We start from the raw sequence: 13,672 nt of genomic DNA, 5'->3' as shown, positions 1-13,672 counted from the left end.
TAATATGGGAGATTTGTCGAACGAAATCATTATCATCACAGGGTCTACGCGCGGCATTGGCAAAAGTACTGCTTGGATGCTTGCAGAAAAAGGAGCCGCCGTTGTTGTAAACGGACGTGATGAGAAAAAGGTCGAACAACTGGTAAACGACATTCGCAGTCATGGCGGACGTGCCACCGGAGTTGCCAAGTCGGTAATAGAAGAAGATGCAGGGGAGCGATTGGTCCAGGAGGCGACAGCTGCTTTTGGCGGCCTGACTGGAATCATCAATAATGCCGGAATCACGAAGGATCGCATTTCGTACCGGATGGGTCTCGAAGTCTTCAAGCAGGTCATGGACTCTCACGTGACAAGCACCTTCCTTTGCAGCACCGCAGCGACCCGATTTTTTAAATCGACCGGAACGCCAGGATTTATTTTGAACATGACTTCACTGGCAGGATTGATTGGAAACCCGGGCCAGATCAACTACAGTGCAGCCAAAGCAGCCATCATCGGCATGACGATTACGCTCGCAAAAGAATTGAAGCGGAATAACATTCAGGTCAATGCACTGTCACCCGCCGCCTTGACCGATATGACCAGACCTTTCGTGGAAAAGGCGCAGGCAAACGCCACAAACAAGGATGAACAAGCCTACTGGGATATCGGCACCCCGGAGCAGGTAGCTGCGTTTATTTGTGCGTTTATCGAAAATCGGGAGTTATCACAGTCAGGAGAAGTCTATTCGATCAATAAAGAAGAAAAAGGGCGCTGGCTGCCTCCTTCTTATGAATTGCTATGAATTATATACAAGGGCTTGCATAAATGTTATGGAGCTATTAAAAACCGGGTAAATTATATATAAGTTTAGCATTAAGCATCTCATATAATGATTTCCAAGAGAAAAGGGGGAAGGCATGATGAGAAAAGTGAAACTGGAAGATATAAATAAACGCATCGAAGCTAATAAAAAAAGTCACGCTACCATAAAGTTGCTCTCCAAAATGATAGAAGCCGAGAATTCAATTAAGACTGGAGATGAATGGCTGCCTGAAGACGAGGTGAAAAAAGGGTTAGGATTATAATGCATTGAGCAGATTAGTATTAATCCTATTGCCCGACAAGGTCTAATCACGTAGAGACTATATAAAAATTCTTTTGGATGAAAAGAATGAATGAAAAGGCGTCTGCCTTTCTGTATGTTATTGCTTTAGCATATGGGAAGGCAGGCGCCTTTTTGATTATAAGCACATATAATGTAACCAAGGGGTTCGTGATCACCTGGCCGTCTAATGTTGCGAGGGAACTTTTTCCTGGTAAAGATACTTAAAATACATAGATCTATGTATGATGGGTCAGACTCCAGGACTTAGCCACGGGAGTCTGACCCACTGTATTGAGATCTCTGATTTTAATTTGGTTTTCCCGGTAATGTGTTTCCTGATGGAAGTGAGTGGGCCAGGTTCAGGCACCCTGGGAGAGCAGAAACCGTGGTGTGGCTAATCTCTTTTTCTTCTCACCCAAAGGCAAGCTAAAAGTATTGATACAACTGCTATTATCAAGGTCGTTTTAAAATATGGCGGCAGGTAGGTGAATTCTACTGTTTCATCGCCCGGCTGGATAGCAGTCCCGAGCATGGCGTAGTTAACTTTTTCTACATCGCGTTTCTCTCTGTCGACTTTGACCTGCCATCCTTTTTCATAGGGAACAGGAATAGCCAGGTAGCCGTCTTTAGTTACCTGTAAATCTTTAATACTTATCCGGTTGCCATCGAGTGTTACTTCCGGCTGGGTGTTGGTTTGCTCTCGTTTGGCAGCTTTTTCTAAGGCCTGATAATCCGCTGTGTAGATTTCCAGATCCTTTAAGGTATAATCGCCTTTCCGCATGCGGATCGAGATTACTTCCTCTTTTGGAATACGGATCGTAATATCATTAACATTGGTTTTATAGAAGGATTCCCGCGACTTCCGGGTGGTCCAGAAGTCGTTCACCTGTAACGCAAACAATGGGGCTTCTTCTACATTGTTAAACAGATAAAAGGAAACATAGATATCCTCTGCCCCCGACTCCATGACTGATTGAGGCAGTGAAATATCGAGCCCGCCTTTCTTCTCATTAATTACAAGTCTTCCCTCGGAATAAGTGCTTCCAACGCTCTCGCTTGTCGTTTGATCGATCAGGTTTTCTTTTTCCGGAATTGGTCCTGCTGTCGCTGTGGCACCTTTGACCACCAGTCCTTTTAACATCGCCTGTTCCCGGGAAATGGGATGATTGTCTTTTAAAGCTTTCTCGCTGTAGATCTGATCAGACACCCGCACGAACGGTAAAGGATTGGTATTTTTATAGACGATATAGTTTTCACTCTCTTTATAGGCTTCAAAACCATACGGGATGTTCGCTGCGTCTCCTTTTTTATACATCACGTAATTACCCTGCCACAGACTGTGCAAATTAGCGCGGTCGCCGAACCCCGAGTAGCGGCTGACGCTTTCCCGTTTCATATCTATTTCCAGGTCATGATAATAGTAATCCAACAGGTGCCCATTGAGGATGCTGGAATAAGCACTTGTCCCGGTGAATCCCTGGATGATGGGTGTATTATATCTGCCATCTGCTTTCCACGACACCCGGGAAAGAGGCGAAGAATCTGCGTTTAAGACTTCATTGATCAGTTTCTGCTGCTCTGCCCCTGAGTATTTTTCACTTTGGATATATTCTTTCGTAGTGTCCTGCAACCCGCCATGTACGTATAATTTGTCATATTGGTATTGATTGATTACTACGAGCTGGGACAGAACAATCACCGCTATCAAGCTGTGCCTCGCTGTTTTTCCGTTTTTGATGACCAGGAAAAACAGCAGAAGGACTACACCTGCAGTAACAGGAATGACCGCTGTCCACTGAGAGGCGAATTCCAGGGTCGAATCGGCCAGATGGAAAACGAAATAGAAAGCGATCATGCCGATTCCCGCTGCCATCATCTGTCGCTGTGTCACTTTTTTCAATACCGGCAAGCCAGCCGCAACCGCTCCGCCAATCGTAAAGGATGCCAGATATTCATATCGATTCTGGGGCGCAGACAGTCCATTAAAGAAGCTCGCCGCCCATGGAAGATAATGCAGCATGATGATCAGCAGGCTCAGAGCTGTGAACAGCTTGAACTGTGGTTGTTTGAATAGTGGAAGCAGGCCGATCATCAGCACAAACACAGCCGGTACGATCAGGTACGGGCTGTCATAAAGAATGTTGCTTGTGTTTGAGAAAAATGGAATTTCCTGATCAAAGGGCGGGCGGATGTTTTGCAGAAAGCCCCAGATCGCCGGTACGAGTCCGACCGAGCCTATTCCGAGTCCAAGCAGCACGGCTCCGATATAATAGTTCAGCTGTTTACGTTTCGGCGTTTCTTTGGCCGCCAGCGGGAAAATCCATCTGGCAAAGATATACATGCCGGTGAAAATGCCGTTTATGTAGGCGAAATAGAAATTATCGAAAAAAGAAATGGCTGTCGCTGCAATCAGCCAGCCCGGCTTTTGCTCGCGGATGATTTTTTCCACGCCAAGAATCAAAAGTGGCAGCCAGAGGAATGCGTCCCCGAAAAACTCCCAAAAGGTAACATTTCGAAAATACATGGCGGATACCCCGTAAAGAACGGCACCAATGAACGAATGGAGTATCCTGCCATTCAGGTAGCGGAAGACATATGTACTGACCATCAGGATGATTGTCATTCTCGCTATGCTGATGAACACGGTCGCCTGGGCCCAGAACAGCACGTCCGGCTCTCCAATTAGCGATAAGGACTCCAGAAGAAAGACAGCCGCTACGGTAATGTAGAAAAATAGGTTGATGCCATAATAATAGGCAAGCTGGCTATATGTACCTCCTCCGAGGCCGAATTCATAGGCATAGAAGAAATTTCCGCTCGTGAACTGGTCATAGAGCATCTCACGGAAAGGGACCATCTGGGACAGCCCATCATCCGGCCCTGCCATATAGACCCCCTGCGTCCACTGATATAGGAAAAAGGCATGTGCCAGGATGGCAGTGACGAGGCTTGCGCCGATAAGCAGAATCGTTTGTTTTTTTGACATGATTGTTCCCGCCTTACCTCTTCAAAATTTTACTGGTTACGATAAATGTAATTGGTACGGTGAATATGACTGCAGCAAGGGGGGCGATGTTGCCATTTAAATGTAACAGGTCGACAAACACATAGATCAACAAAGAAGACACCGACATATTTACGGCCTGGGTGAACGGGAACATCAGGAATTTGGACAGCGTGGGCTTGACCTTATACGTAAAATAAACGTTCAGGAAGAAAGAAATGACCATGCTGATCAAAAAGGCAAGAATGTGGGATGGCAGGTAATGCCATCCCAACAGGTTATAAAATAACACATAGAATAGATAGTAATTCGCCGTGTTCAGTCCGCCGACGATGACGAACCGGGTGAATTCATTGTTCCATTTTTTCAGGAGTGCTTGTTTTGGCAGTTGACTCGCTTTGTTCACGGTTATCCCTCTTCGCATTGCTTTCTTTTACCAAATAATGTGGCCGTTTTTTCGTTTCCATATAAATTCTTCCCACATATTCGCCGATTACACCAAGGCTCACCAGCTGTACACCGCCAAGAAACAGAATGGACGATATGGTGGTGAAATAGCCTGGCACATCGATTCCCTGTACGAGAATCATTCCGAACATGATCAGGATATAGATCAGACTGAAGGCCATTACGATTAAACCAGTATACATGACCAGACGGAGCGGCCGCTGGTTAAACGATAAGATACCTTCGATTCCATACTCCAGCAGCTGTTTCATCGACCACTGGGAGTCGCCGTTCTGGCGTTCGACGTTATTGTAACGAATCGTTTTCTGATCAAAACCGATCCACGAAAACAACCCCTTGGAAAAACGGTTTCCTTCACTGAGACTCAGTATAGCATCGACAGCCTGTCTGCCCAGAAGCCGGAAATCTCCTTCTCCGTCATACAGTTTCACCTCGATCAGACTGTTGACCGCTTTATAGTAAAGCGAGGAGAGGAAAGAGCGGTGTTTGGATTCTCCATTCCGGTTCCGCTTGGCGATCACCTGCTGATAACCCTCCTGATAACCTTCCAGTAACTCAGGAATCAGGGCAGGAGGATGCTGGAGATCGGCATCCATTATGATTACCGCATCCCCGCGGGCATGCTGAAGACCTGCAAGCAGGGCAGCTTCCTTGCCGAAATTCCGACTGAAGGCGACATATTTCACTTCCCGGAAAGTAGCCGCCAGTGCACGGATTGTCATAAGGGTATCATCCGCGCTTCCGTCGTCGACAAAGACAACCTCCCAGTCACAGGAAAGACCGGCAAATTCCTTTTGAAGGGCCTCATGCACCAACTCGATATTTTCCCCTTCATTATAAGCGGGTATGATTACCGATACCATTAATTTATTCATCGTGTACCTCCGTAGTTTTACTCTATTTACATCCTACCCTTGTGGAGAAACGTTGAAACAGGGAAAGATTAGAAGAGTATTCATAGGCCAGACTACCCCAGGTCCTCCAGAATCTGGAGGACCTGGGGTGTAACTGAGTTTACCCCGCAGTCCTCCCTAACTCGGCTATTTATCCTTTATAACCACTTTTGAAAAATTTCCTGGACACGATGCAGTGTAATATAAGTCTATATTTCATTTTACCCCGGAGCCCTCCAAAATTTGGAGGGCTCCGGGGTAATTTAAACATCAAAAATTTTTTGACAAATCTAATTGTTATGTTAATATGAACATGTTCATAAAAAGAACGCGTTCATAAAAGAGGAGGAATGCAAGCACTTATGAAAGCTAAATTAGAAAAGAGTATTTTTTGGCCGTCATTGATTTTAGTTGTGGTCGTCACGCTGTTGCTTGTTATATTACGAGAATCAGCGGCGCCGGTTATTTCAAGTATGATGTCCGCGATCAATAACCGTTTGGATTGGGCATTCGAATTCTTAACGATAGGACTATTTATTATACTTATTTGGCTGATCTTCGGCAGATACGGAAAAGTGAAGTTGGGCGATCCGCAGGATAAACCTGAATTCACTCGTTTCAGTTGGGGAGGAATGTTATTTTGTGCGAGTATGGGAACCAGCATTATGTTCTGGTCCATTGTCGAACCGCTTTATTACTACACTGGCCCTCCATTTGGAATTGAGCCAAGTACCAATGAAGCAGCAGAGTATGCTCTGAGTTACGGTTTTTTTCATTGGGGAATTTCTGCATGGGCCTTATATGCGCTTCCAGCAGTAGTCATGGCATATAGTTTTTTTGTCAGAAAAGATCGTTCGTTGAAAATAAGTGCTGCTTGCAGGGGAGTATTGGGAAAACATGCAGATGGTTTTATTGGAAAAACCATTGATGTCTTAGTGATATGGAGTATGATAGGCGGTCTTGGTACTTCCTTGGGACTTGGCGTTCCTATGGTGGCTGCCGTATTAGGCAACCTTTTTGGTATCGAGCCTTCTTTATGGCTTAACCTTACCATTATTGTCATCTGGACGTTCATTTTCAGTACCAGTGCCTATTTCGGTCTTTATAAAGGTATCCGTAAACTGAGCGACTGGAATGTGTATATGGCCTTAGGGCTTGCATTATTCGTCATCATTGTGGGGCCGACTTTCTTTATTCTCTCTTATACTACAGACAGTATGGGAATTATGCTGGATAAATTTATGCGCATGAGCCTGTACACCGATCCTATCAACCAAGGGGGCTTCCCACAAACCTGGACTGTCTTTTACTGGGCATGGTTTGCGGCTACAGCACCATTCATAGGAATATTCGTAGCTCGTATTTCCAAAGGAAGAAGCATTCGGGAATTAGTTTCAAATGTCTTATTATGGGGTTCCCTTGGCAGTTGGTTATATTTTGGAGTTTTTGGTGGTTATGCGATGAACCTGCAATTGACAGACAAAGTAGACTTAACGTCCATTCTTATGGAAAAAGGTGGCCCATCCGTTATTGTAGAGGTGTTGAACTCACTTCCGCTTCCGATAATAGTCTCAATATTTTTTGTTATCCTGGGCTTTATATTTTTGGCTACCTCTCTTGATTCAGCTAGTTATGTCATTGCAAGTGTCGCTACGAGAGAGTTGGAAGATGGGGCCGAACCTGCCCGTTGGCATCGATTGCTATGGGGGATTTTACTATCCGCGCTGGCGATCAGCTTGACCATTGTCGGAGGGTTGGATGTTGTACAGACTTCTTCGGTGTTAGTATCTGTCCCTGTATTGATAATGTATATCTTAATGGCTTATTCTCTTATTAAATGGTTAAAGAGTAATGAACACTTACACGTCTATATAGATGATAAAAAATAGAGGATGAGTAGCATGGAAGATAATAGAAAGAAATTAAAAAAAGCACGGATGTGGAACTATTTCATGGAGGCCGCTGTAGATATGATCGAAGAGTCAGGCATTGAAAATGTAACCATCCGTAAGATAGCAGATAGAGCCGGCTTCACCAGCTCCACTGCTTATAACTACTTCAAAGACCTTTCTCATTTAAAATTTTTTGCAGCGATGCGCTTTACGAAAAGCTATACAGAAGAGCTGCCTTCTTATTTAGAAAAAGGAAATAATACGTTGGAAAAATGGTTGTATGCCTGGGAATGCTTTTGTGAACATAGTTTTGAACAACCAAAAATCTATGAAGTAATTTTCATCGAAAATGTTGGTGGTTCTGCCCAGGATCTGCTTGATCACTATTATAGTATTTACGCTGATGATTTAATTGGGCTGCCGGAAGAAATAAGATCTATTATCACAGAACATAGTTTTTCTAAGCGTAGTGCTCTCTTTATTCAGCAAGCTGTGGAAGAAGGTCTGATCCAGGAGGAAAAAGTAGAACTTATTTCCGATATGACTTTAATGATTTGGAAGGGTATGATGAGCACCTACATTAATGAACGACGTCCTTTAGCAAAAGATGAAGCCGTTCATTTAACGTTAAAATATGTGTGGGAAATTCTGATTCATGCCATACCAGAAGATAAAAGAGAAAAAGTTGACTTAAACATCGAAATTTGAAAGAGGTGGAAACCGGTGGTATTTAACATAAATGATTCTGACCGAAGAAAGGTAAAAACCGATTATCCCAGAAAAGTGAAAAAGATAGAGAATATATGGATTCCTATGTCTGATGGTGCGAATTTATCTGCCACTATGTGGATACCGACAGATGCAGAAGAAAATCCAGTTCCTGCCATTTTGGAATACCTTCCTTATCGTAAGGATGATTTTACTGCGATACGTGACTCGGCAAGGCACCCTTATTTTGCTGGTCATGGTTATGCCAGTATCCGGGTTGACATTAGAGGAACTGGGAATTCAGATGGCATTCTACTCGATGAATATACGAAGCAGGAACAAGACGATGCATTAGACATACTTACCTGGATCGAAAAGCAGCCGTGGTCGACTGGTGCTGCAGGTATGATTGGTAAATCGTGGGGAGGTTTTAATGGTTTGCAGGTAGCTGCCAGGCAGCACCGTGCTTTAAAAACAATTATCACTTTATGCTCCACTGATGACAGGTATGCGGATGATGTACATTATCGGGGAGGAAATATCCTTGCTTCTGATATGCTTTGGTGGGCTTCAACGATGTTCGCTTATAATACGCGTCCGCAAGACCCAGCAGTGGTGGGGAAGAGCTGGAAGGAAAATTGGATGGATCGAATCGAAAACACCCCTCCTTTTGTAGAAGAATGGCTGACCCATCAAACGCGGGATGACTATTGGAAACATGGATCTGTCTGCGAAAATTACGATGACATCCAAATCCCGGTGTTTGCTGTTAGTGGATGGCAGGATGGGTATACCGATGCCGTGTTCCGTCTGTTAGAGAACCTGCCAGCAGAAAGCAAAGGGATTATCGGTCCCTGGGCGCATGAGTTTCCTGAAGTCGCCACCCCTGAACCGACCATTGGTTTCCTGCAGGAATGTATCCGCTGGTGGGATTATTGGCTGAAAGGTATTGATACAGGAATCATGGATGAGCCTAAACTCATTTCCTGGATGCAGGACAGTGTCAAACCTGCTGTCAGTTATGATGAACGTCCCGGAAAATGGGTGGGGGACGAATCCTGGCCATCCCCGCAATTAAAGGAAGAGAAATGGTTTGTTTCTTCTAATGAATTGCAGGAAAAGGCGTCAGTCAGGGAAGAAATAGTAGTGCCCAGTGTTCAGGAGCATGGATTCTACGCGGGTACGTATTGCCCATTTGGTCAGCCAGGTGATCTGCCTGCCGACCAGAGGTTAGAAAATGGAAAATCAATTGTGTTCCAATCTCAACCGTTTTCTAAACAAACAGAATACCTTGGGCACCCTATCTTTCATATGAAATTCTCTGCTAATAAAGAAAATGCTTTCGTGGCCGTGCGCTTATCGGATAAATCACCGACAGGGGAGTCTACGTTAATCAGTTGGGGAATGCTGAATCTTAATCATCTGGACTCCCATGTAAACCCTGAAGCATTGGTGCCAGGGAAGACATATCATGCAGCTATCAAACTTGATTCATTAGGACAAGTTATTCCTGAAGGACATTGTTTGGAGGTGGCTATTGCTCCCACTTATTGGCCACAGGCATGGCCTTCTCCTGAAGAAGTGGAGCTTACCTTATATACTGGAGATTCCACTTACCTGGAGATGCCTAAGCGAGTGCCAAGTGAGAAGGACAGACAAGCAGGCAAGTTCCAGCCACCAGAGACGGCTCCAGTCATGGAAAGAGAGATTCTACGAAAAGAAGAAAGAACCCAGGAAATTACCCATGACCCTATCCGGCAGACATGGACGCTGCATGACTTTTCTGATGAAGGAAAGCGAAGGCTGCCTGCCAATGGGATAGAGTATGGAAGTACCAATAAAAACGTTTATATAATAGAAGAAAAGAATCCTGTCTCAGCCAAGGTTCAGTGTGAATGGGAGTTAACCATTGGCAGGGGGGAATGGCAGACAAAGGTAGAAACTTTCAGTGAAATGACCAGTGATGCGACAACGTTCTACTTGGTCAATAAAATATGGGCGTATGAAAATGATGTAAAAGTAACGGAGAAAACGTGGGAAAAAGAAATTCCGAGGATATATAACTGAAAATAACTTATACGGAAATCTGCCAATAATTATTATTCAGCACACAAACGTTAAAATTCGTTTGTGTGCTTTTTATATAAGTCTATTAAAGAAGTGACCAATAAGGTTTTGATTATTAATTGTCATTTTAATAATTGGTATTGATGTTTTATTTTCAAAATGTTACTATTTTCCTGAATGGAAAAATATTTCAAAAAAGGAGGATAGCTGCTTGAAACTTTTTTATAAAATAGGAGGAGATTGTTTGAACAAAAAAGCTTTTCTGCTGGTTCTGGTATTTCTTTTAGTAGTTTCAGCTTTTCAACCTGTTACTGGATTATCTGCTGCTTCTGAAGAAAGTGCAGAGCCGACATTACGAATCGAGAACAAGCAACTATCAAGTGGTGAATCGGTAGATTTAAACAATAAGTTAAACATCCTGAAGCAGCAGGAAGAAGGAACGATCGTGGTCAGATTCCGTTATACTGGTGATTCGATTATGTCTTTGTTTTCTTTAAGCAATAACAGGCTTGCAAACGGGCATTTTCATTTATATGTATCGCCTGGAGCGATTGGTAGTGAAAACCGGTATGAAAAACCTGGTGAACCACAAAAAAATATACACATCCAAGCCTCTAATCTGTCTTTAAAAAAAGGTGAAGTTTATACTTTAGCAATGTCTGTAGACAAGGAGGAAGGTTATAAGTATTTTCTTGATGGTGAATTAATAAAGCATGATCAAACTTCACCTGTGAAATTCCTCGCTAACATCTACGAACCAAACAGTGCAAAACTGGGTATAACTGAACGGGCATCGGGAGGAAATCCTTATCCGTTTGAAGGGGACATTGACTTCTTTGAATTCTACTCCACTCCTCTCTCTGATCAACTACTTATTAACACCACAGAAGTAACCTCTAAAGAAGCATTGGTCAATCCAATGCCCGACGACGCCTATATTACAGAACCTGCAAGCCTCTTTTATCCAGGATTCATGGGTTCCAATAACTACCGAATACCTGCTTTGTTTAATACGAAAGAGAATACCCTTATAGCGGGAATCGACAGAAGAGTTGAGAGTGGGGCTGATTCTCCCAATAATATTGATGCAGTAATCAGGCGAAGTTTTGATGAAGGCGAGACCTGGGATGATGGAATTGTCATCAATGATTACCCGGATGAAGCGTCTAATATTGACTTAGCTTTCTTGCAAGATCGTTCAACTGAACGAATTTTTGCTTTAGTGGATGGATTTCCCCATGGAGCTGGATTGATGGGAGGATTCGGTACGAACGTTTCCAAGGGAACTGGTTTTAAAACGGTTAATGGAAAAGAATATATGTTTCTTACCGATGAAAGTGGGAACGAATATACGATTCGTGAGGAAGGCAAGGTTTATGATGAATCAGGAGCGCTTACTGAATATACAGTCGATATGGAGAGAAATTTATATCAGGATGGTGAGAAAATAGATAACATCTTCAGTGAGACTTCTCCGTTAAAGCCATTTAAAACATCTTATCTTGAGTTATATTATAGTGATGACGAAGGCGAAACATGGACAGGCCCGATTGATTTGAATGATGAAGTCAAAGAAGATTGGATGATGTTTCTGGGTGCTGGCCCTGGTAATGGAATTCAGTTGAAAGAAGGGCCGAATCAGGGGAGGCTGGTTTTCCCGGTTTATTTCATCAATGACAATAATCGCCAGGCCAGCGCGGTAATCTACAGTGATGACAACGGAGAAACGTGGCATCGTGGTGAGTCGCCAAATCAAGGCAGGATAGTCGGTAACGACAAAGTATTAGATGAGAAGACCTTTGAAGGCTGGCAGTATGAAATTACAGAAGCCCAGGTTGTGGAGATGCCAGACGGTCAGTTGAAGTTGTTCATGAGGAATCACAGTGGCCATCCGCAAATTGCAACAAGTTTCGATGGTGGTGAAACGTGGCATCATGAGGTGGTTACCGAAGAAGCAGTAGATGCGCCATACAGTCAAATGTCAGCTATCAAGTATGAGGGAATGGTTGACGGCAAAGAAGCAGTAGTTTTGTCCAGTGCTAATGATAATTCCAGCAGAATCAATGGAGCAGTCCGTTTCGGCTTGATAAAGGAAAATGGCACGTATGAAAACGGCCGTTTAAAGTATGATTTTAATTGGAAATATGCACAGCTTGTCAAAGAAGGACATTATGGGTATTCCAGTCTTGCTAACTTGAGTGGCGGAAAGTTAGGGCTCTTCTATGAAGGGACAGCCAATACGGAAATGAATTTTATCAAATTCAATAAGGAATTTCTGAAATGGGATAAATTCAGAGAAGCTCCAGAGCCAACTTTAGAAGCGGTTCAAATTATCTCTAGTCCTCCACCCGTATATGTTAAAGGTGATGAAATTAGAGTGGATGTATCATTTGAAGATGCCTATATAATGTTGATGGGTGAAAGGAAGCTTCATGGTACCGTTGGCGGGGAACAGTTAACTTTACAATTAGAAGAACAAAACAAAAACCATTTCACATTTACTGGAACACTGCCTGATTTGCCCGCAGGAATACATGATGTAAAGCTTGAACCAGCTGAAGAATCACGGTGGTTTAACGAATATGGAAAACTATATGAGGAAGATATTTTATTGAAAGATGAAATAATAACAGCAAAAAAACAGTAGAAAAGCAGGTCTATTAAAAAGGGCATCACCTATAAAATGATGCCCTTTTTTGTATATAAGTTAATCACTTATGATTGCTAATTGTCAATATTAAATATTATATTGACAATTAGCAATCACTGGTTTATAGTGAACTTACTGAAAGCGTTTTAAACAAACGATAGTAGAATGGCAAATTAGGTAAGGAGATCGTTTATGGATCTAGTAGAAAAACTAAAGTCAAAATTGATTGTTTCTTGTCAGGCACTGGAAGGAGAACCGCTTCACGACTCGTACATCATGAGCAAGATGGCACTGGCAGCATCCCAGGGAGGAGCCGCAGGAATAAGGGCGAATACAGTAAAGGACATTCGGGCGATTAAAAGGGAGATTAAGCTTCCTATCATCGGGATTATCAAAAAGGATTACCCGGATAATGATGTAAGGATTACCCCGACCACTAAAGAAGTGAGGGAGCTTTACCAAGAAGGGTGTGACATTATCGCTTTTGATGCTACCTGCCGAAAACGACCGGATGGCAAAGGCTTTACTGAATTTTTTCACAAAGTTAAGAAAGAGTTTCCTCAACAGCTTTTCATGGCAGATGTATCTACAACTGAAGAAGCAATAGAAGCAGAAAGAGCAGGCGTAGATATTGTTGCGACAACACTTGCGGGGTACACCGCTTATACGGAAGATGTGGTTCCATTGCAAGTATTGGAGAAGGTACTGGAGGTTGTTTCTATTCCTGTAATAGCCGAGGGCAACTATGATACCCCTGAGAAAGTGAAAGAAGCATTAGAACTAGGCGCTCATGCAGTGGTAGTGGGCAGTGCCATCACGAGACCGCAATTGATTACTAAGAAGTTTGCAGCAGCTATTGATCAAGTGGATGAATATGAATCCAGTAAATAATAGGGGGATAAG

General features: G+C 43.3%; 10 protein-coding genes. 7 read left to right on the top strand and 3 right to left on the bottom strand.

Annotated features, from left to right (window positions below; translation table 11 throughout):
- The first annotated feature begins 4 nt into the window (after positions 1–4).
- Positions 5–784, top strand: a complete 780-nt coding sequence (locus P855_RS20955; protein WP_051353209.1) for an SDR family NAD(P)-dependent oxidoreductase — start codon at positions 5–7, stop codon at positions 782–784.
- 118 nt (positions 785–902) lie between these two features.
- Complete coding sequence (locus P855_RS22410; protein WP_200865956.1) at positions 903–1,067, top strand: hypothetical protein; 165 nt, start codon at positions 903–905, stop codon at positions 1,065–1,067.
- A gap of 414 nt (positions 1,068–1,481) precedes the next feature.
- Here the strand turns inward: P855_RS22410 and P855_RS0112715 are convergent, their stop codons facing one another.
- The 3 genes from P855_RS0112715 to P855_RS20945 are packed head-to-tail and all read right to left on the bottom strand — an operon-like array spanning position 1,482 to position 5,434.
- Positions 1,482–4,073: a YfhO family protein gene (locus P855_RS0112715; RefSeq protein WP_028783927.1), complete on the bottom strand. Its 2,592-nt coding sequence runs from the start codon at positions 4,071–4,073 to the stop codon at positions 1,482–1,484.
- A 13-nt stretch (positions 4,074–4,086) separates the two neighbouring features.
- Positions 4,087–4,461: a GtrA family protein gene (locus P855_RS0112710; RefSeq protein WP_028783926.1), complete on the bottom strand. Its 375-nt coding sequence runs from the start codon at positions 4,459–4,461 to the stop codon at positions 4,087–4,089.
- Positions 4,442–5,434: a glycosyltransferase family 2 protein gene (locus tag P855_RS20945; protein ID WP_051353207.1), complete on the bottom strand. Its 993-nt coding sequence runs from the start codon at positions 5,432–5,434 to the stop codon at positions 4,442–4,444. Before P855_RS20945 ends, P855_RS0112710 begins: the two co-directional genes overlap by 20 nt.
- Before the next feature lie 380 nt (positions 5,435–5,814).
- Between P855_RS20945 and P855_RS0112700 the strand changes: the two genes are divergently transcribed.
- The 5 genes from P855_RS0112700 (at position 5,815) to P855_RS0112680 (ending at position 13,660) form a co-directional block, all read left to right on the top strand.
- Positions 5,815–7,341: a BCCT family transporter gene (locus tag P855_RS0112700; protein WP_235062646.1), complete on the top strand. Its 1,527-nt coding sequence runs from the start codon at positions 5,815–5,817 to the stop codon at positions 7,339–7,341.
- Between the two features lie 12 nt (positions 7,342–7,353).
- Positions 7,354–8,052, top strand: coding sequence for a TetR/AcrR family transcriptional regulator (locus P855_RS0112695; protein ID WP_028783924.1), 699 nt, complete (start codon positions 7,354–7,356; stop codon positions 8,050–8,052).
- A 15-nt stretch (positions 8,053–8,067) separates the two neighbouring features.
- The gene (locus tag P855_RS0112690) at positions 8,068–10,119 is read left to right on the top strand and encodes a CocE/NonD family hydrolase (protein ID WP_028783923.1); all 2,052 of its coding nucleotides are present in this window, start codon (positions 8,068–8,070) and stop codon (positions 10,117–10,119) included.
- A 244-nt stretch (positions 10,120–10,363) separates the two neighbouring features.
- Positions 10,364–12,766, top strand: a complete 2,403-nt coding sequence (locus P855_RS20940; RefSeq protein WP_152526237.1) for a sialidase family protein — start codon at positions 10,364–10,366, stop codon at positions 12,764–12,766.
- A gap of 195 nt (positions 12,767–12,961) precedes the next feature.
- On the top strand, positions 12,962–13,660 hold the full coding sequence (locus P855_RS0112680) for an N-acetylmannosamine-6-phosphate 2-epimerase (protein ID WP_028783922.1): 699 nt from the start codon (positions 12,962–12,964) through the stop codon (positions 13,658–13,660).
- Positions 13,661–13,672 lie beyond the last annotated feature (12 nt).

It is taken from the genome of Thalassobacillus devorans MSP14, assembly GCF_000496835.1.
In the GTDB taxonomy this organism is placed as follows: Bacteria; Bacillota; Bacilli; order Bacillales; family Halobacillaceae; genus Thalassobacillus; species Thalassobacillus devorans_B.
Note: the sequence above shows the minus strand (reverse complement) of the source record. Positions and strands in the feature narration are given on the sequence as shown.